The sequence below is a fragment of the Paenibacillus monticola genome (assembly GCF_009664975.1).
GTDB lineage: Bacteria > Bacillota > Bacilli > Paenibacillales > Paenibacillaceae > Paenibacillus_AQ > Paenibacillus_AQ monticola.
The window spans coordinates 385,063-405,752 of sequence record NZ_WJXB01000002.1 but is presented as its reverse complement, the minus strand read 5'-3'; the positions used below and the strand labels follow the sequence as shown (position 1 = coordinate 405,752).

At 47.5% G+C, this 20,690-nt stretch carries 18 protein-coding genes; 15 read left to right on the top strand and 3 right to left on the bottom strand.

Annotated features, from left to right (window positions below; all coding sequences use genetic code 11):
- The first annotated feature begins 168 nt into the window (after positions 1–168).
- From GJB61_RS06345 to GJB61_RS06305, 9 genes are all read left to right on the top strand, one after another.
- Positions 169–4,050, top strand: coding sequence for a galactose-binding domain-containing protein (locus GJB61_RS06345; protein WP_154117621.1), 3,882 nt, complete (start codon positions 169–171; stop codon positions 4,048–4,050).
- A gap of 162 nt (positions 4,051–4,212) precedes the next feature.
- Positions 4,213–5,133, top strand: a complete 921-nt coding sequence (gene cysK, locus GJB61_RS06340) for a cysteine synthase A (RefSeq protein WP_154117620.1) — start codon at positions 4,213–4,215, stop codon at positions 5,131–5,133.
- A 22-nt stretch (positions 5,134–5,155) separates the two neighbouring features.
- A complete protein-coding gene (locus GJB61_RS06335; protein WP_154117619.1) occupies positions 5,156–6,085 on the top strand; it encodes a hypothetical protein in 930 nt (309 codons plus the stop codon).
- A gap of 269 nt (positions 6,086–6,354) precedes the next feature.
- Complete coding sequence (locus tag GJB61_RS06330; RefSeq protein ID WP_154117618.1) at positions 6,355–7,170, top strand: sensor histidine kinase; 816 nt, start codon at positions 6,355–6,357, stop codon at positions 7,168–7,170.
- Positions 7,170–7,838, top strand: coding sequence for a response regulator (locus GJB61_RS06325; RefSeq protein ID WP_154118146.1), 669 nt, complete (start codon positions 7,170–7,172; stop codon positions 7,836–7,838). The genes GJB61_RS06330 and GJB61_RS06325 overlap by 1 nt, the downstream gene beginning before the upstream one ends.
- Positions 7,839–7,891: 53 nt before the next feature.
- Positions 7,892–8,503 carry a YcnI family copper-binding membrane protein gene (locus GJB61_RS06320; RefSeq protein ID WP_229521506.1) on the top strand — a complete coding sequence of 204 codons (612 nt, stop codon included), beginning with the start codon at positions 7,892–7,894 and terminating at the stop codon, positions 8,501–8,503.
- A gap of 118 nt (positions 8,504–8,621) precedes the next feature.
- Positions 8,622–9,026, top strand: coding sequence for a GGDEF domain-containing protein (locus GJB61_RS06315; RefSeq protein ID WP_338115686.1), 405 nt, complete (start codon positions 8,622–8,624; stop codon positions 9,024–9,026).
- A 65-nt stretch (positions 9,027–9,091) separates the two neighbouring features.
- Positions 9,092–10,336: a purple acid phosphatase family protein gene (locus GJB61_RS06310; protein WP_338115685.1), complete on the top strand. Its 1,245-nt coding sequence runs from the start codon at positions 9,092–9,094 to the stop codon at positions 10,334–10,336.
- Between the two features lie 235 nt (positions 10,337–10,571).
- Positions 10,572–13,820, top strand: coding sequence for a X2-like carbohydrate binding domain-containing protein (locus GJB61_RS06305; protein WP_154118144.1), 3,249 nt, complete (start codon positions 10,572–10,574; stop codon positions 13,818–13,820).
- Between the two features lie 64 nt (positions 13,821–13,884).
- On the opposite strand, the gene GJB61_RS06300 is transcribed toward GJB61_RS06305, so the two are convergent.
- Positions 13,885–14,625 carry an SDR family NAD(P)-dependent oxidoreductase gene (locus tag GJB61_RS06300; RefSeq protein ID WP_154117615.1) on the bottom strand — a complete coding sequence of 247 codons (741 nt, stop codon included), beginning with the start codon at positions 14,623–14,625 and terminating at the stop codon, positions 13,885–13,887.
- Between the two features lie 127 nt (positions 14,626–14,752).
- Here GJB61_RS06300 and GJB61_RS06295 point away from each other — a divergent pair, with 127 nt between their 5' ends.
- Both GJB61_RS06295 and GJB61_RS06290 read left to right on the top strand, forming a co-directional pair.
- Entirely contained in the window at positions 14,753–15,646 is an 894-nt protein-coding gene (locus GJB61_RS06295) for a LysR family transcriptional regulator (RefSeq protein WP_154117614.1), read from the top strand.
- A 25-nt stretch (positions 15,647–15,671) separates the two neighbouring features.
- Complete coding sequence (locus tag GJB61_RS06290) at positions 15,672–16,373, top strand: SAM-dependent methyltransferase (protein ID WP_154117613.1); 702 nt, start codon at positions 15,672–15,674, stop codon at positions 16,371–16,373.
- 332 nt (positions 16,374–16,705) lie between these two features.
- Here GJB61_RS06290 and GJB61_RS06285 read toward each other — a convergent pair whose 3' ends face one another.
- Together GJB61_RS06285 and GJB61_RS06280 are read right to left on the bottom strand one after the other, a co-directional pair.
- Complete coding sequence (locus GJB61_RS06285; RefSeq protein WP_154117612.1) at positions 16,706–17,281, bottom strand: YdeI/OmpD-associated family protein; 576 nt, start codon at positions 17,279–17,281, stop codon at positions 16,706–16,708.
- 19 nt (positions 17,282–17,300) lie between these two features.
- Entirely contained in the window at positions 17,301–17,768 is a 468-nt protein-coding gene (locus GJB61_RS06280) for a VOC family protein (RefSeq protein WP_154117611.1), read from the bottom strand.
- A 92-nt stretch (positions 17,769–17,860) separates the two neighbouring features.
- On the opposite strand from GJB61_RS06280, the gene GJB61_RS06275 reads away from it, so the two are divergent.
- From GJB61_RS06275 to GJB61_RS06260, 4 genes are all read left to right on the top strand, one after another.
- Complete coding sequence (locus tag GJB61_RS06275) at positions 17,861–18,772, top strand: helix-turn-helix transcriptional regulator (protein WP_154117610.1); 912 nt, start codon at positions 17,861–17,863, stop codon at positions 18,770–18,772.
- 100 nt (positions 18,773–18,872) lie between these two features.
- Positions 18,873–19,094, top strand: a complete 222-nt coding sequence (locus GJB61_RS32510) for a GNAT family N-acetyltransferase (protein WP_420819734.1) — start codon at positions 18,873–18,875, stop codon at positions 19,092–19,094.
- A gap of 719 nt (positions 19,095–19,813) precedes the next feature.
- Positions 19,814–20,026 carry a hypothetical protein gene (locus GJB61_RS06265; RefSeq protein ID WP_154117609.1) on the top strand — a complete coding sequence of 71 codons (213 nt, stop codon included), beginning with the start codon at positions 19,814–19,816 and terminating at the stop codon, positions 20,024–20,026.
- Positions 20,027–20,659: a hypothetical protein gene (locus GJB61_RS06260; RefSeq protein ID WP_154117608.1), complete on the top strand. Its 633-nt coding sequence runs from the start codon at positions 20,027–20,029 to the stop codon at positions 20,657–20,659.
- The last annotated feature ends 31 nt before the right edge of the window (positions 20,660–20,690 follow it).

The window sequence follows — 20,690 nt, the reverse complement described above, 5'->3', positions numbered from 1 at the left end:
AGAGTATTGTTGTAGCAAGTATTGGGTCCTATACTTCTGAATCGGGAGGCGAATATTATAAGGAGAATACTATACGGGGAATATTTATGAAAGCGCATACGAAATGAGAGATTAGCAGAATGCTCTTAAGGCAGCACAGCTCCACAAAATCCTGGGAGGTGGTTGTTAATGATGGCAGCACATAAAGCTTCTACCAGAAGGTTAGTCCTGATGTATTTCTTAATTGTTGTTTTGTTTATAGGACAATTGGCGTTGTTTCCATCCGTTAGCTCAGCAGCAAGCAATTTGGCTCAAGGGAAGGTCATAACCTCAAGCTCGGTTGGAGATGTATATGTAGCGGGTAATGCCAATGACAGTAATCAAGGGACATACTGGGAGAGCGCAAGCAATGCTTTTCCACAATGGTTAAAAGTAGACTTAAGTAGCAACAGCAGTGTGAATCAGGTTGTGCTTAAACTGCCTGCGGCTTGGGAAGCAAGAACGGAGACGCTTTCCGTGCAAGGCAGCACGAATGACTCTGCTTACAGCGACTTGGTCGCCGCCGCCAGTTATAACTTCAATCCGTCCAGCAGCTCCAATACGGTGACAATCAATTTTACGGCAGCAAATGTACGCTATGTCAAATTGAATTTTACGGCAAATACAGCTTGGCCCGCAGCGCAGGTCTCGGAATTTGAAGTTTATGGCACAACATCCGTCCCTACAGGGACCTATGAAGCGGAGGCTGCTGCGTTATCCGGTGGCGCCAAAACCAATACAGACCATACTGGCTACACGGGAAGCGGTTTTGTAGATGGCTACCTGACTCAGGGAGCAACTACAGGCTTTAGCGTTTCTGTCTCCTCTGCCGGTAACTATGATGCGCTGCTTAAATATGCGAATGCATCCGGTGGAGCCAAGACGCTCAGCATCTATGTGAACGGAACGAAGATTAAACAAACTACCCTTGCCAATCTGGCGAATTGGGATACTTGGTCAACCAAAGTTGAAACACTGGCTTTAACAGCTGGTGTTAATACCATCACCTATAAGTATGATTCGACAGATACAGGCAATGTGAATCTGGACAATCTGAGTCTGACTCCGGCGGCAACACCAACGGCAACAGCTTCACCAACACCGACAGCAACACCTACTCCAACCATAGCTCCAACAGCTACTCCAACAGCAACAGTTTCTCCTACACCAACACCAACGCCCACACCAACAGTGACACCCTCTGCCTCACCGACAGCAACGCCTACAACAGGACCGGGCGCAAACCTGGCGCTGAGTAAGTCTATCAATGGCTCATCATCCGTCTTTACCTTCGTGCCAGCCAATGCGAATGATGGCGATGTTACGACTTATTGGGAGGGTGCAGGCGGAAGCTATCCGAATACCCTGACTGTAAGCCTTGGGGCAAATGCCAACATTACGTCTGTTGTATTGAAGCTGAACCCAGCCTCTGCTTGGGCCACCCGCACTCAGACCGTTGAGGTGCTTGGACACAATCAGACGACTGCCGCGTTCTCCAGTCTTGTTCCGGCGACCGTCTATACCTTCAATCCAGCAACTGGAAATACCGTGACTATTCCGGTTACAGCAACAGCCAGCGAAGTTCAACTGAAATTCACTACCAATTCCGGCTCAAGCGCGGGTCAGGTTGCAGAATTCCAGGTTATCGGCACACCCGCTGCCAATCCGGATTTAACCGTAACAGCCATGTCCTGGAGTCCTGCTGCTCCAGTGGAGACAGATGCCATTACGTTAACTGCTGCTGTCAAAAATAGTGGCACCGCAGCTTCGGGTGCTACGAATATTAACTTTTACTTGGGGACTACACTTGCAGGAACAGCTCCGGTCGCTGCTCTGGCAGCCGGTGCTTCGACCATTGTATCCCTTAACCTCGGTGCCAAGGATGCGGCCACCTATGCATTAAGTGCAAAGGTTGATGAGAACAATACGGTCATTGAATTGAATGATGCTAATAATAGCTTCACTAATCCAACTTCACTAACGGTAGCTCCCGTATCCAGTTCCGATCTGATTGCTTCCTCCGTTAGCTGGACTCCAGGCAATCCTGCCGGTGGCAACGCAGTCAGCTTCTCGGTAGCTATCAAGAATCAAGGCACCGCAGCTTCCGCCAGCGGTACGCATAACATTACGCTTACGGTCACTGACACTACCAGCAATGCAGTAGTCAAAACCATGACCAGCGCATACACGGGTGTAATTGCCAGTGGCGTAACAACAGCACCAATCAGCCTTGGCAGTTGGACAGCGGTCAATGGTAAATACACTGTGAAGAGTGAAATTGCAGTGGATACCAATGAGCTTGCCGTAAAGCGGGCCAATAATATTCAGACCCAATCCCTTTACATCGGCCGTGGGGCTAACATGCCTTACGACATGTATGAAGCCGAGGATGGAGTTGTGGGCGGCGGAGCAGTTAAGCTTGCGGCCAACCGCACGATCGGTGATCTTGCCGGTGAAGCCTCGGGCAGAAGAGCGGTGACGCTGAATACAACAGGCAGTTATGTTGAATTCACGACTAAAGCCAGCACCAATACGCTCGTAACCCGCTTCTCTATTCCGGATGCAGCCGGTGGAGATGGCACTAATGCTACACTCAATATTTATGTGAATGGTGTCTTCACCAAGGCGATTAGCCTTACCTCCAAGTTTGCTTGGCTATACGGCTCGGAGACAGCACCTGGCAATTCGCCAACGGCTGGCTCTCCACGCCACATTTATGACGAAGCAAATATCATGTTCGACAGCACAATACCAGCCGGAAGCACGATCAGACTGCAAAAGGATACAGCCAATACCTCGCAGTATGCGATCGACTTTGTCAGTCTGGAGCAGGTAACACTGATTGCCAATCCAGATCCGGCTAAATATGCAGTACCTACTGGCTTCACGCATCAAGATGTGCAAAATGCGCTGGATAAAGTCCGTATGGATACAACTGGAAACCTTGTAGGTGTATACTTGCCTGCGGGTACGTATGAGACCTCCAGCAAATTCCAAGTCTATGGCAAAGCGTTAAAAGTCATTGGCGCTGGACCATGGTATACACGGTTTGTCGCTCCTACTTCTCAAGCGAATACGGATATTGGATTTAGAGCAAGCGATACGGCTAACGGATCAACCTTTGCGAATTTTTCGTACTTTGGCAACTATACCTCCCGTATCGATGGTCCTGGTAAAGTATTTGACTTCGCGAATGTCGCCAACATTACGATTGATAATATCTGGACCGAGCATCAGGTATGCATGTATTGGGGTGCAAATACCGATAACATGGTGATCAAGAATTCCCGTATCCGCAACACCTTCGCCGATGGAATCAATATGACTAACGGCAGCACAAACAATCTGGTGTCCAATAATGAAGCCCGGGCAACGGGGGATGACAGCTTCGCGTTATTCTCGGCGATTGATTCCGGCGGGGCGGATATGAAGGACAATGTCTACGAGAACCTGACTTCAATCCTGACCTGGCGTGCAGCGGGTGTAGCGGTCTATGGTGGTTATGCCAATACCTTCCGTAACATTTACATCGCAGATACGCTTTGTTATTCCGGGATTACCATCAGCTCGCTGGACTTTGGTTATCCGATGAATGGATTTGGCGCCTCTCCAACTACGAACTTCCAGAACATTTCGGTTGTGCGGGCAGGTGGTCATTTCTGGGGATCACAGACCTTCCCGGCGATTTGGGTCTTCTCAGCCTCCAAGGTGTTCCAGGGTATTCGCGTCAGTGATGTGGATATTATCGACCCAACCTATCACGGCATCATGTTCCAGACCAACTATGTCGGTTCCACAGCCCAATTCCCGGTCGCTGACACGATATTCACGAATATCACCATTTCCGGTGCGCAAAAGAGCGGGGATGCTTTCGATGCGAAATCGGGTGTCGGCATTTGGGCCAATGAAGCGGCTGAAGCCGGTCAAGGTCCGGCAGTCGGTTCGGTTACCTTTAACAATCTGAAGATTACCAACACAGTAACCAATATTAAAAATACGACATCAACCTTTACGATTAACGTTAATCCGTAACCATGTACGATTACAGTTAGCATGAGAAAACCGTCTTCCGCTTTTATAGGGGAGGCGGTTTTTAGGTTGGATTTCGTATGCTGGCTTATCCCTTGGAATCGACAGGAGGCAGTGGTCGCGCTACAATGGGGGTTAAATAGTAGGAATGAAGGAGGCTCTCCCATGTCGCAACGGGTAGTTAACAATATCATCGAGCTGATCGGAAATACACCAGTCGTAAGGCTTAACAGGTTGACTGGACCTCTCGATGCCGAAATTTATGTGAAGCTGGAGCTCTTCAATCCCAGCGGCAGTGTAAAGGACCGGGCGGCATACAACCTGATTCTGCAAGCAGAAATAGCAGGATTATTGAAGCCAGGGGGCACCATTATTGAACCCACGAGTGGCAATACAGGCATCGGACTGGCGATGAATGCGGCAGCAAAGGGCTATAAGGCCATTATGGTTATGCCTGATAATATGACGAAGGAACGGATTAATATTCTAAAAGCCTATGGTGCAGAAGTTGTGCTGACTCCTGCTGCGGAGCGAATGCCTGGGGCCATTGCCAAAGCTCTTGAGCTGGGGCAGCAGGTTGCCGACAGCTTTATTCCGCAGCAGTTCGAGAACAAAGCCAATGCAGATATCCACCGAACTACAACTGCTCTGGAAATTTTGGAGCAGCTGGAGGGAAGACTGGATGTATTCGTCGCTACTTCAGGTACTGGCGGTACCATAACCGGAACTGGTGAGGTGCTGCGCCAGCATCTTCCGGATATCCGGATTGTTGTCGTGGAGCCACAAGGCTCGCCGGTACTATCCGGCGGCAAACCTGGACCTCATAAGCTGGTTGGCACCAGCCCGGGATTTATACCAGCCATTCTAAATACAAAGGTTTACGATGAGATTGTTCAGGTCTCTGATGAGGCTGCACTCGATACAGTGAGAGCCATGGCTACACAGGAGGGAATATTGATCGGCCCCTCCGGTGGAGCAGCGGTATGGACAGCGCTGCAGGAAGCAAGGCGTCTTGGTCCCGGAAAACGGGTGCTTTGTATTGCCCCCGATACTGGAGAGCGTTATCTCAGCATGGACATATTCTGATCTTTTGCCTGGAGGAATGCGTATGAATAGACACTTAGGGAGTTTCGTTGTTCTTCTTATGCTGGTAGGCTGCTCAGGACCAAACACGAATACAGCGGCAGTAGATCCGACTCCGATATCTACACAAGCGCCTACACTAACACCTGCTTCAACACCTTCTCCAACAGTAGAGCTTTCGTCTGCTTATCTAGAAACGGGGCATCTAGGGGCGATTTTCGGTTTTGCCGACGGGGATGGCAAGCACCTGCTTGTTACGGGGCAGGATGAAGGGAAAGAGCAGGAAATGGCGCTGCTGAATAAGGCAATTGGCAACAATGGCCAAGTGCTTACCATAAAATTCGAGAAATGGCAGGCAGGGAACGAGCAGAATAACGGCAGAGAACTGGCGCTTAATTTCATTAACCTGCCTGGCTATCTTTTTACTTTGGAAGAAGGCAGCGCAGTCCCGGATGAAACCTATTATGTGGTAGATGCTGCGGACTTCAATCTGCAGTCGCTTTTACCGATAAAGCTAGCGGGTGTGAATCAGGAAACAGCTACGGCAGAAGACAGTGTGCGAAGCAGTATGGTGGAAGCAAAAGGTCGGGAAGTCTTGCATCTTTGGAAGCTTGCGGATGTGTCTGTAGAGCAGGAACTATTTCTCGTTCAATTCGTAAAACAAGACGATAATATGCTATTCTGTCTCGTTCTGAAAGATAGTAATGGACTAGTCTTTGCTGATTACCCAGCTGTACTTCAGGATGATGGAAACTCAGTGTGGCGGGTGGATGATGGGGGTGAAGTCACACCGGAGATGTTCTCGTTGCTATTTGCAGCCCAAACCGCAAACGGTCTAGTGCTTGGGCTGGAGTGGTGGGGAGCAGAAGGGGTGAACACCTTTTTATTGCATAAAGATGGGGTTTCATTCAATGAGATGGACATCCAGTACAGCCGGTACACCTCTCCGATATAAGATGAACAGGTGCATCGAGAGATGCATCTGTTGTTGCTGGAAAGATAAGGATTTATATGTTTCACGTGCTCTTTCAGAGAACGGGGAAACCGTTTCTTCTTAGATCGCCAACTCTATTCGTAATTTAAAATACTTATATTTGTAACATTATTAATACTTAGATAGCTTGAATATAGCCCGAAAGAGTCATGTGAATGATGCGGGAGCGATGATATTCTTATCCGTAACGTTAATGGGAGGGGACAGCAACGTATAAACGAATCAAGTTAATGATCCTGCTGATTCCTACACTGATGGTTGGGATCTGGGAGATCTTACGCCATCAGCTTCTGATGCCTTATCTCTCCATGAATGTGGGCAATTATTTAACGCCTATTCTCGTGTTTGTATTCACTATTATTTTGCTCGTTCCCTTGTTCTCGATTATGGAGCGCAACCAGCAGGAGCTGGAGCGGGAACGTGCGGCGAAGGATGCCATGGAGGCCCGGGAAGGACTAGCCAAGTCGCTTCATGACGGGATCGCTCAATCCTTATTTCTGTTATCTGTCAAAATAGATCGGCTGGAGCAGAACCGCAGAAACGGAGAAGTCAGCGAAGAAAGTGTGCATCAGATTCAGAAAACCGTACATGAAGTGAATCATTATGTGCGGCAAGCGATCGCTGATCTGAAGGTTCCTTTCTCTGATCCGCAAGCGCTCTCACTGGAACAGTCGGTGCAAGCCCAGCTTGCTGGGATCGCCAATGAGGTAATGATTGAAGTTTCGCTGGATTGGAGCCTGCCTGATGATATCTTCACACCTTTGGAGAAGGTCGAGCTGTTGTCCTGTATCCGTGAGGCAATTATTAATGTGCGCAAGCACACACGGGCAGCGAAGGTATCCATCTTCGGTAGTGGTGACAAGTATCGCTGGAGAGTCGCGATTATGGACAATGGCGGAGGTTTTCAGCAAGACCCCTATTCCGAGAGCGGCAGCTACGGGCTGCAGATTATGCAGGATCGTACCGTAGAGATGGGTTGGAAGCTGCGACTGGAATCGGGGAGTGAAGGGACACTTGTAGAGATAACCAAAGGGGGAGCTTCATGATGAATCGCTGCCGAGTCCTGGTCGTAGATGATCATGCGCATGCGCGTGAAGCGATGTGCGAGATTTTATCCATGGATGATAGCTTTGAGGTAATTGGAGTAGTGGAGAGCGGTGCTGAAGCCATTGTGTTTACGGGCCAGTGGATGCCTGATCTGATTCTGATCGATATTGGGATGCCGGATATGGACGGACTGGAGACTACACGGCGCATTAAGCAGGAGTACCCCTATGTCAAGATCGTTATCGTTACAGTCTCCGATGATATCGCCTATTTATTCGAAGCGTTGAAGCAGGGGGCACAGGGCTATTTGCTCAAAAATCTATCCCCCTCCACCTGGATTGAATATTTGCGGGCCATCGTTAGTGAAGAGGTTCCGCTTAGCCGGGAGCTGGCTTTTCAAATATTGAAGGAGTTTGCAGTTACCTCTCAGACAGAGGAAAGAGAGGCATTGACCGCGCGCGAGAAGGAAATACTGAGCTGTGTATCCTCCGGTTCGCCGAATAAGGAGATTGCTGCAAACCTCGGAATATCGGAGCACACGGTAAAAAACCATCTCAAAAATATTCTGCAGAAGCTCCAACTCCAGAACCGGACGCAACTGACACGTTATGCTATGGAGCAGGGCCTGGCTTCGCGGGAGCGGGATTTCCCCCATTACAAGAAATAGCCAGCATCCTAAATAATGAAATGAGGGTTACCGTGAAAAGCTTATATCACAAAATGATGACTCTAATCGCCCCAACAGCTGCAATCCTGCTGTTGTTCGCGGCCGTTGCTAGTGCCCATGTGTCGGTAGTTCCGGCACAATCGAGTACTGGAGCATGGGAGACCTATACCCTAAAAGTCCCTTCAGAAAAAGCTGTGGCCACCGTGCAAGTGGATCTGCGTATACCCGAAGGCGCAGCATTCAAGCAATATGAATCTACGCCAGGCTGGGATGTTACCATCGAGGGCAATAAGGTTAGCTGGAAAACAACCGGAGAAGGGATCCAAGCAGGACAATTTCAACGTTTCTACTTCACTGTCCAGAATCCTGCTGCTGCGGGAGAACTCGCATGGGACGCCTACCAGCATTATGCGGACGGAAGCCTAGTAGAGTGGTCCGGGGAGGAAGGGACGGAAACTCCGCATGCGATTACCGCGATTGTTCAAGCTGCAGTTGGAGACAGCCATTCCCATGATTCCATGAATATGGATGGGGATGAGTCGATGGTGACGGATGAACAAAAGTCCTCTTCTTCTACTTCGCCAATCGTTTATATCGCATTAGTAGCCGCTTTGTTGGCGCTGGTACTGGCTATAGTTGCTGTATTCAGACGACGGAACGTGTGACTTTCCTAATTGATATGTATTCCTAATCAAAAAACCTGATGACCTTAGATGGTTATCAGGTTTTTTTGTCTTGAAGGAGTGGAGTAGGTTCATTTTGTTGCTAGCGGAACATGTAAGTGTGTCTTTAATGTGGTTTGATATCGATGATTTCAAGTGCATTACTGATAAATTCGGCCATATTGCTGGCGATCAGGTGTTAACCGATTTTTTTCTGATTCTGCAGAAAGCTGCTGGTAACGGTACATTGGTGGGAAGATTCGGTGGTGAGGAATTTGCAGTGTTCTTAATGGGGATGGACAAACAGCAATGCAGCAAAATGGCCGAACATCTACGGGAATCAATCGAAAGTGCAACCATGTGGTTATATATGGGAAGCCAGGTCAGCGTTACTACAAGCATGGGTATGGTGTTTACTGCGAGTGACAGAGTTGAAATCGAAGAGTTATATCAACGTGCCGATAAAGCCTTTTATGGGTCAAAAGAGATGGGGAAGAACAGAGTTACTTTGGATGAGCTAAACTAATGGATTTGACTTCTAGCTTGGCTGGAGGCTATCGTTAGTAATAGAAGGTTAAGGAGGAAAGGCAAGTGAAGGACTACAAATCTATCGTTATCATAGGAGCAGTTATTATTATATTGATCTTAGTAGTGGTTGGATTGGAATGGTTAAAACGCTTGGAGAGCCCTGCCGCTTCCGCGGTGCCGTATGATATAGTGACTACCATTAAGGGAGATGCTGGAACTAGCCGAGCATTTACCTGGTATACCGGGGACCCGGATGCAGCAGGCAGGCTTGAGATTGTTAAAGGCGAGAAGACCTCTTTTACTACGGGTGGCGTCAGAAAAGTAAAAGCGGATAGTGCATCCCTAAAGACGGATATTGGCAAGCGGGGTGTACATAAAGCAGAAGCAACGGGGCTTGAGCCGGGGACAACCTATACCTATAGAGTAGGCAGCGGAGTAGAGGGAGCATGGAGCACAGCCGCTGTATTTACTACAGCGGAGAATGGAAACGACAGTGTTACCTTTATCAATGTAACGGATTCCCAAGGGGCAGCAACGGCTGATTTCAAGTTATGGGGAAACACCTTGGATAAAGCAATCAAGACCTTCCCGCAAGCCAGTTTTATTATGCATAACGGCGATTTGACGGAGAACCCGGAGGATACTGCAGGCTGGGATGAGTTTTTTGGCAACGTGCAGACCTGGATTGCTGAGATTCCACTGATGCCGGTTACTGGCAACCATGATGAGGTAGAGGGTGTTGCGGATAACTTTACCTCACATTTTAATCTGCCGGAGAATGGTGCGAAGGATTCTATTGACGGAACCTCTTATTCCTTCGATTACGGTCCCATTCATGTAACGGTGTTGAATACGGAGAGCAATCTGAAGAAGCAGAGTGAATGGCTGGAGGAGGATCTTGCAGGTACGGATAAGCAATGGAAGATCGTCGCCATGCACCGTCCGGCTTATGGAGGGAACACCTACAAGAAGGTGGAGGATTGGACGGAGATTTTTGATGAATATGAAGTCGATCTGGTCTTGCAAGGGCATAATCATGAGTACTCCAGATCTTATCCACTATTGGATGGGAATATTGTGCCGGAAGGTGAGAACCCCGTGGGGACCGAACGTGGAACAGTCTATGTAGTGACCAATGCCGCGGGTGCGAAGTTTAATGAGCAGAAAGAGGAACAGTTCTACCACTCGGTTCATTTTCAGAACAATAAGCAAATGTTCGCGGGGATTACAGTCACCGGAGAAACATTGACTTACCAAGCGTATGATGTGGATGGCGTAATGAAGGATGAGTTCGTGCTGAAGCATTGATAGTTTATTTATTAGTAGACCTTTGAGAGTTATCTTCAAAGGTCTTTTTTTTGAACAATAATACAAGAAATAACAAATGTAATATTTAATGAGAAAACGGTACGATAATAGGCTACCATTTTCCGCCAAAAATAACCATTTTCACTAACTATTGATAAACTATTCACCTTATAATGGAAGCGTTAACAATAAATCATAGGAGGCGTAAAACGTGATTCGTAACCGTATCCGAAGAATGGGATTAATCGTCTTGCTTTCCGCAATGGTAGGTTCTTTATTCTCAGCGTTTCCAGCAACAACCCGTGCTGCGGCAAGCGAAGCCTACAATTGGAAAAACGTAGCTACGGGAGCTGGAGGGGGCTTCGTACCCGGTATTATTTTTAACCAGAGCGAGCCCAATCTAATCTATGCAAGAACGGATATCGGAGGAGCTTACCGTTGGAATCAGGCAACCGCAAGCTGGACTTCGATCAGTGATTCTGTAGGCTGGGTGGACTGGAACAAGAATGGTGTTGACGCTCTGGCAACCGATCCAATTAATCCGGACAAAGTTTATATGGCAACAGGGACGTATACGAATAGTTGGGACAACAATGGTCAGATTATGCGGTCCAGTGACCGCGGCAATACTTGGCAAGTAACTACGCTGCCCTTTAAAGTCGGCGGCAATATGCCTGGTCGGTCGGCGGGGGAGCGTCTCGTCATTGATCCGAACAAGAACAGCATTTTGTATTTTGGGGCGCGGAGCGGCAACGGACTGTGGAAAAGCACGGATTCTGGCGTCACTTGGGCAAAGGTAACTTCTTTCCCCAACGTCGGAACCTATATTCAGAACCCAACACTAGAATACGGCAATGATCTCGTTGGGCTGTCCTGGATCACTTTTGATAAGAGCACGGGCACACTTGGCAATGCTACACAAACTATTTATGTAGGTGTAGCTGACACGGCAAGCAGTGTTTACCGGAGTACAGATGGCGGAGCCACCTGGTCGGCTCTGGCTGGTCAACCCACAGGCTATTTGCCGCATCATGGTGTTCTTTCAGCGACAGGCGATCTCTACATCACTTACAGTGATGGCGTGGGTCCATATGATGGAGCTAAAGGTCAGGTCTGGAAGTTCAATACGGCTAGCGGGGTGTGGACTAATATCAGCCCATCCACCGGCACGGATAATTGGTACGGGTTCGGCGGACTGGCTGTAGATGCCCAGAATCCGAATACACTCATGGTGTCCTCATTGAATGCCTGGTGGCCGGATGAGGTTATTTTCCGCAGCACGAATGGTGGTTCGACCTGGAGCCGAATTTGGGATTGGGGCAATTATCCGGAACGGACTTATAAATTTAATATGGATATCACCGCTGCACCTTGGCTTGGCAATGCTAGTAACTCGACTTCTCTTGACCCTTCACCAAAGATGGGCTGGATGATGGGTGATCTGGAGATCGATCCATTCAACTCCAACCGGATGATGTATGGTACCGGAGCTACGATCTATGGTTCGAATAACCTGACCTCTTGGGACACCGGGGGAACAGTGAATATCTCAGTTATGGCTAAAGGTGTGGAGGAAACAGCAGTGTTGGGTCTAATTAGTCCGCCTTCAGGAACTTCCCATCTAATCACTGCACTTGGCGACGTATCTGGCTTCCGCTATGAGACGGATTTGACACAAGTGCCGGCCAAAGCGCAAACAAGTCCATCCTGGGCAACAACTAATAGTATCGATTTTGCGGAGTTGAATCCGTCCTTCGTTGTACGAATAGGTGGTGCGGACAAGGAAAAATCTCCAAGCATGAAATCGATCGGCCTGTCTAATGATGGAGGGGCGAATTGGTACATGCCCAACGCTGAGCCCTCTAATGGAACTATAACTACGGCGGGTCAAGGACAGGTTGCCGTATCTGCGAGTGGTACTTCCATTGTGTGGAGCACCTCGGACATTGGAGTATATTATTCCAAAAGCTCAGGAAACTCGTGGACCGCTAGTGCCGGATTGCCGGCAGGAGCAAAAGTGGCTTCTGACAGAGTAAACACGAACAAGTTCTATGCGTTCTATGCGGGAACCTTCTACATCAGTCTGGATGGCGGGGCAACCTTTAGTGCCACTGCGGCAGCGGGCTTCCCAACCAATAATGTAGGCGGTTTACAGCCGAACGAAGCCCAGATCAGCATAAAGGCTGTACCGGGAATTGAAGGCGATATCTGGTTTGCTGGCGGCAATACGGTTGAGAACATCTATGGTTTGTGGCACTCTACGAATTCAGGAGCGAGTTTCACCAAGCTGACGAATGTGCAGGAAGCCGATCTGATTGGCTATGGAATGGCTGCGCCAGGTCAAAGTTATATGGCATTGTATACCGTTGCGAAGATTGATGGCGTTCGTGGAGTGTTCCGTTCGGATGATGTTGGCGCCAGTTGGGTGCGGATTAATGATGATGCCCACCAGTATGCCAAAATCAATATGGCGATCACCGGCGATCCAAGAGTATTCGGCAGGGTGTATCTCGGAACGAATGGACGGGGTACTCTGTATGCCGATCCGGTAAATCCGCCAGCCAGCAGTTCTATTATTACACCAACAAGTGCAAGCTTTGATAAGAAGACCGCGAATCAGACGGATATAGCGGTGACCTTAACCCTAAATGGCAATACCTTGAGCACAATCAAGAACGGAACGGTCAGTCTGGTAGCCGGGACGGACTATGCCGTTAGCGGCTCAGCCGTGACGATCAAGAAAGCGTACTTGGCTACCCAAGCTGTAGGGACAACAACGCTAACCTTTAATTTTAGTGCAGGAGTAGCACGAACACTAGCCGTGACTGTAGTGGATACAACTGTAGCACCAACAGCAACGCCGACCGCTACCGCAACACCAACAGCAACGCCGACCGCTACCGCAACACCAACGGCAACGCCGACTGCTACCGCAACACCAACGGCAACGCCGACTGCTACCGCAACGCCAACGGCAACGCCGACCGCTACCGCAACACCAACGGCAACGCCGACCGCTACACCCACTACCGGTCTCAAAGTTCAGATGTATAATGGCACCTTGTCTTCTTCTGCCAATACACTGAGTCCAAAGTTTAAGTTGGTTAACACGACTACAAGCGCCATCGGACTTTCCAATGTGAAATTGAGATATTATTACACGATTGATGGAGAGCAAACACAGAATTTCTTCTGTGACTGGTCACAGGCTGGAAGCGCGAATGTGACCGGAGCTTTTGTGAAGCTGCCCACAGTTAAGACTGGAGCGGATTATTATGTGGAGATAGGATTTACTAATGATGCCGGATCTTTGGCGGCTGGTGCAAGCCTGGATATTCAGGTTCGGGTAGCAAAGTCAGATTGGAGCAATTACACCCAGACGGGAGATTATTCCTTTAATGCGGTGAGTACGAACGCAGTGGATTGGATTAAGGTGCCTGCCTATATTACAGGTAACCTTGTATGGGGGAACGAACCCTCCTAAAAGTAAAAGACGGATACAAAAGGACCGTACAAGCTAACCCTTGTCCGGTCCTTTTTGTTATACATCATAACGTCTGCCCACTGTCCACTGTAACTATCTGTCCAGTCATTGCTTCCTGTTCCAACGCGGAGCAGATAAATTTGGCAATATCTTCAGGCGTAGCAATACGCTGCAGCAGCAGATTAGGCGCCAATTTGTGCATCTGTTCTTCTCTGCCAGCCCACCATCGGGTCGCGACGGCGCCTGGAGCAATACAGTTGACTCTAATCTCAGGAGCCAAGGCGCGTGCTAATGATTTTGTAAGCCCATGGACAGCAGCTTTGGATACAGCATAAGGAAGGGAAGATCCTAATCCTGTCTGGCCCGCGATGCTGCCGAGATTGACGATCGCTCCTTGTTTATTCTTCTTCATATAAGGAGCAACGGCTCGGGCGCAGAAGAACATACCTTTGACATTCACATCAAATAACGTATCCCAAATCTCCTCTGTAGCGGCTTCCAAATTATCTAGGGGAATATGACTTGTGATACTGGCGTTGTTCACCAGTAAATCAATCGTGCCAAATTGCAAGGCGATTGTATCTACCATATGGCGTACTTCCTGATCCTTCGAAACATCAGCCTGTACAGCGATAACTTGCCCGCCTTGATGAGTTATCAGCTGTACAGTTTCTTGAGCCTCTGCTTCAGAACGGGAATAGTTTACTGCGAGGATTGCCCCGCGCCGGGACAACTCCAGGCAAACAGCCCTGCCGATTCCCGTACCCCCGCCTGTTACCAGGGCCACTTTATTTTTTAATTCCATTCTTATCGCCTCCATATGATGATGTATGCTATACATTAAGAGTATTTCATTTAATTGAATTTGTATAATTGAATTAATTGAAGATTTAGTTCAATAGTATTGAACTGTCTAGTGGAGGGAATAACTTATGGATCTCAAAATATTAAAAACCTTCCAAACCATCGTACATTCCGGAAGCTTTAATCGCGCGGCAGAAGAACTGAATTATGCCCAGTCTACCGTTACGATGCAAATGCAGAAGCTGGAGGCTGATTTGGGGGTTCAACTCTTCGTACGTGGGAAGCAGATTACTTTAACGGAAGCAGGCAGGTTGTTTCATGAACAAAGTATACCTATCGTTAAAGATATGGAGCGATTACTGAATAGCTTGGCAGATTTGAAAATAGGCGAAGCCGGCAGTATTCGTGTAGGGGTTACGGACCCGTCCGCCAGTTACCGCTTCCCGCAGCTGTTACAACAGTTTATGACTCATTTTCCTAAGATCAAATTGTCTGTGGATATTGCAGGCACATCGGTTCTCAGTGAGCGGCTTCTCCGTGGAGAATTGGATTTCGCGCTATGCTCGGCACCGGAGCTAGAGAAGGAGCTATATTTTGAGCCGCTGTTTACCGAGGAATTCGTCTTGTTAATGCCGGAACAGCACCCGCTAGCCCTTCAGCAGATTGTTACATCAGAGGACCTCCGGGGTCACCGTTTACTCATTACTGCTGCCAATTGTCCTTATCGCAAAAAACTGGAAAGTGTGCTGCAGGAATCCGGCGGCCCCCCAATGAATACCATGGAGGTCGGAAGCATGACCGCTCTGAAATATTATGTGGAGAGTGGATTAGGGATTGCCCTGGTGCCCGAAATTATGCTGAATCCGGCTCCTGCCGGAACCGCGGTCAAGAAGCTTGCGGGGCAGGACATTAATATGAGCTGCGGCATTCTTTGCCGAGTCGCCGATTATCCATTGAAGCAGGCGAGCTTAAGGCTGCAGCAATTTTTACGGCAGGAGTTAACGAAACAAAGCCGAGTGTAGCTGAGAAAAGGAAAGGTGAGCTGAGATGAGTGGAGCAGAGACTAAGTTGGATTTAGAGCGGATTGTGTTTATTGGCAGGACATTTGAGGAATATATGCGGATGTTCAAGCTGGAGCGGGAGGAGTTAGTCGGGCGTCGAATCCTCGATTGTCCATCAGGGGCCTGTTCGTTTACCGCTGTAGCACAGCGATTTGGAGCTGTGGCAACTGCAGCAGATATCACTTATTCCTACTCCGCTATAGAGCTTGAACAGAAGGGGCTGCAGGATATTGAACATGTTATGTTCCAACTGGATAAGGTGCAGGATAATTTCCGCTGGGATTTTTTCAAATCCATTACTGATTTAAGAGAGGCTAGAACTGAAGCGCTAATGACCAGCACACATGATAGACAACAAGCTCAGGAGCGGTATGTTCCTGTTACTCTGCCTGTGCTTCCGTTCTGTGATCAAGCGTTTGATCTGACGCTATCAGCCCATTTCCTGTTTATGTACGGCGATCGGCTGGACTATGACTTTCATGTGCGGACATTGCAGGAGTTGATGCGTGTGACGCAGGGAGAGATTCGGATCTTTCCTCTGGTTGATCTATCCGGCAAGAGATATGAACACTTGGACAGCCTAATGGAATATATTATCAGCCAAGGCTGGAGCGTTGAAGAAATAAAAGTTCCCTATGAGTTTCAAAAAGGTGCGAATCAAATGTTGCGGATAACACGTGGAGTATAAGACTATGACCCTAACCAATCCATTTCATAAGTACAAGGCTGCGCTATTGTCCCTTCCGCTGCATAAAGCTCTGACGATAGAGGATTTGCTTATTGAACCCTTTTTGATGGAGCGGCATGGGAAGCTAATACGAATGGGTAGGATAGTTCAATCACCTTGCCGGATACCTCAGGCATACGAAGATCGCGAAATATGAAAGGGTCGAAACAAATTAAACCTTTAAACCTGAAAATAATTTAGCGAAATATAAAAGAACCTAAATGAAAGTCCCCCAAACGAATCGGTTTGGGGACTGATCATTACCGTCAATGGAGAATTACATACGCCGATCATCAATTCAAACCCTCTAACAAACGTCCATCATCATGCCATTGACCATACATTTTATTTTGTCTGGTGAATTTGATGAACTTATCTAATCGTTTGTTGAATAATTCGGCATCTTTTTTATAGCTTTGGATCGTGTCGATTCGGACGGTTCGGTACAGGACCGGGAATTTGGTGAAATGCTCGTACACCACCGCATCCTCTTTCAGCCTTTGCTCAATGAGCGGATCTATTCTGAACGAATCCGGATGCAGATCCGGAAGGACGTTCCTGCCCTCCTCCGTCATCAGCCCCAGCCTTTCGAGACGGCGGGCCCGCTCTTTATTTAATTCGGTCCAGGAGCTTTTCGGTCTCCTCGGAGACAGTCTCTGCGCGAACTCCGTCTCAGAATATTTCTTTGTCGTTCCGTCGATCCAGCCAAAGCATAAGGCCTGTTCGACTGCGTCCAGATATAGCAAGATACCCGGTGTCGGTTTTAAACTGATGATCACCCAGCATGACCTTTCAGTCCTTCCCTTTTCGCTGAGCCAGGCTCTTAAGTCTTCTTTGGTTCTTACGTCAAGCAGATTGTCGATTTCCATAAGGCGACGCAGCTCCTTCTTACGACTGCTTCATCAAGAGCACACGATCCAGAAACTTGTCCGCATCGCTGTTAAACTTCCAGAGTATTCCGAATCGATCGACAAGCATACCAAAGCATGAAGACCAAGGCACTGAGGATAAAGGTGCGATCACGTGGCCGCCGACAGACAAGCGACTAAAGTAGGATTCCAGCGCTGGTTTGCTTTCGTTCGCGATGCTGATAAGCAGATTGTTTCCTTTGACCAGATCGCCCGCCTCTTGTTTCATCACAGACAACAGATCTGATATCATAATCTTTCCGCCGGCAAACGCGATCGATGACTCCATGATCATGTCTAATTCATTTTCCGGCAAGGGAAAGTTCGGATCCTGCGGGAGATCACCGTATTTCACTTGCTTTACTTCTTCTGCATTAAACACCTTCGCATAAAAATCGATCGCTTGTGCTGCATTTCCGTCAAAATTCAAGTACGCGATTACTGGCATGTTTAAAACCTCCTCTTGGTTTATATAAACAGTGTACGCTATAATAGGTGACAGCTAGTATGTCGCCTATAGGGAGCGGACAGGAGAAAAAAATGGAGAAAATCGAGCGGATGATAGCAATCGTAATGATCCTGCTTCAAAAGGAAATTATCTCGGCCACGGCGTTTTCACGGTTATTCAATGTATCTAAACGAACCATTCTCCGCGATATGGAGACGCTGTGCTTGTCGAATATACCGATCTATTCAATTCATGGGGCGAAAGGCGGCTACGCCATTATGGATGAATACAAAATCGATAAACGACTTTTAAGCAGCAGCGACTTGGAAAATATATTGGTTGCCCTGAGCGGCCTGGAACAAATCTTTATAAGCCTGGAGGTTGAAGTCACAATTAAAAAAATCGAATCGATGGTTCGTGGCACAGTGCTGAAAAACACCATTCATCTGTCCTTCCATGACTGGAACGGTCGTGATGAGATGCAGGAGGCCCTGAGTTTATGTCAACAAGCGATAAGACAGCACGTACAAGTGACCTTTGACTACATTGATAAAAATGGCGTGCCGACCGCTCGGACGGTCGAACCGTACCAGCTTCATTTTAACGAGATGAGCTGGTATCTAATCGGATTCTGCTTAACGCGCATGGAGTATCGAACCTTCAAGTTGTTCAGAATCGACAATCTGGTACTGGACAAGAAGTCATATGTTCCAAGATCGGACGCAGCGGACCAGGGGTTCGCAGAAGGAATATGGCCGAAACTTACTAAGGTAAGGGCGCTGATCTCGCCTGCGATCAAAGATCAATTCATTGAGAGGTACGGCAGCAAGTGCATCGAGCCTCATAGTGCCGAGTGGCTGTCGGCAACGATCCATATCCCGCAAAATCAAATCAGCTTTCGACATTTATCCGGCTTCGGAACGGAGCTTAAAATCGTAGCGCCCCTCTCATATGTGGAAGAGTTCCAGCGATATGTAGCGGAAATACTCAACCATTATCGATAACAAAAAGAGAGACGAATCCACCCCTCTGAGAACTATTAGTCGTTGGGAAAAGGAAAGGGGTTATCAGGAACGCTTTACAAATATCGGGGATTATTTCTAGATCGCAGAAACTGACTCAGTGGTAGTAGGATATATCATAGGAACAGTTCATGAAAGCGATGAAGTGTATGTTCATCCCGATCATCGGAGCGACAATAGCGGACATTTAATGGTTGATAAATTGCTCCAAACTGCTGAAAGAAAATCTATTAATCGTTCAATAGTGTATTCCGCGAGCAAACAGTGGCAGAAAATCATTGGTTTACGAAAAGCATGGTTTTAATATGTGGTTTGTTCAAATGTACCGTTAGCCACACTTGATAACGCTAACAGATAATGTTAGTTCAACAGCATAGCGGCAGTCTAATACTTTGTTCTTTGGACACTTATACTTTGATAAAAAAAGAAAACATCAGGACATACGCAAAACCCCTATTATTGATAGTTCATCAATAGTAGGGGTTTACGTTGTAATTACTATACCCATGTTCTTCTCAGACTCCTTATCCTATCCTTTGTTCTCATTCGATAGAAATCGTCCGAGGCGGCAACTTTTGGCCTATCCTGTTCGATAAATCTTCTCAATTCCATGCTCTTGTACCGAATAGGATTGATTATTCATCATTTAAGCTGTAAGAAGCTCATACCATTTCGTTCTAGAGATGAATTTGAAATCTTTACCGTTAGGATAAAAGATATAGTATCAATCTCAGAGGCTACGTCTACTAAAGATTGCTTTTCGAATAGATTTTACCTTTCCGCTAAGTTTTCCTTCTAGTAGAATGTTTTTCCTCGAGTTGATAGTTAAACTATACTTCCATTCTGCAGATTAGTAAAAACGCAAATAGTTTAAACTAGGGTATATATTCAATACATCGCTCTTGAAAGCGCTTTAATGCGGTCTCTTCCTTTGTTTTTCATTTGCTGGAGAGGTGATCTCGCCTGAATATAGAAATATATAACTTATATACATAATCGAGGATAAAAAGATGGAGGGCCACTATGCGAAAGAGAAATTATGTTCTGCCTTACATAGGGTTGGCAATAATGATAACGGGTCAGATTATTCAGATCAAAAGTGAATTTGTAAAGATGGGAATGTTGCACTTTGGCAGAACTATGACTATAGTTGGCATTTGTATAATGATTGTGGGGTTAGTTATTCGAGAAATTCAGAAATACCGTTTGAAGCACGGCAACGATATGGAGGAATAAATGATGAACCTATTCCAGATGACAACTAATCCTCATGGAATTGAACGTAAGCGTGAGTTTCTGAATGATAATTTTGTATGTATAGGTTGGCCGGGGATTGGTGATTTAACGAATATTAGTGCCGATGAACTCCAGAATAAGCTAGAGCAGACTTATCAATATAGCGAAGAAGAGATGAGTGCATCGCTTGCGGCTATTCACTGTTTCATACATACCATGCAAGACGGGGATTATGTGCTGGTTGCTGATGGCGATTGGGTACATCTGGGAGACCTTGGCGATTATTTCTACTATGAAGTATATGATACTCCGGAGGATGGCAAATGTCATCGGCGGGGTGTTACCTGGTTAAAGAGCCTTCCTCATTCCGTGCTACATGCCGGAGTCCAGAAATGGCTCACAGAAAGCGAGCCGATTTCACAGTACAAAGGACCACTGCCAAGTGCGCGACTGGATCTGTGGATTACGGCTGGAGCGGCCCCAGAGGCCACCCAACTAACGGAAAAAGGCCATGTTCAGGTGGATGAAGGGACGCTCGCCGAAGCGCTGGATATCTTGAAAAAGGCACTTCACAGTGAAGACTCGGAGCGGCGGGAACGGGCAGCGATAGCACTTCTGAACTATGCTAAATGAAGCTGACGTGAAAATAAAGCGTTTACCATAT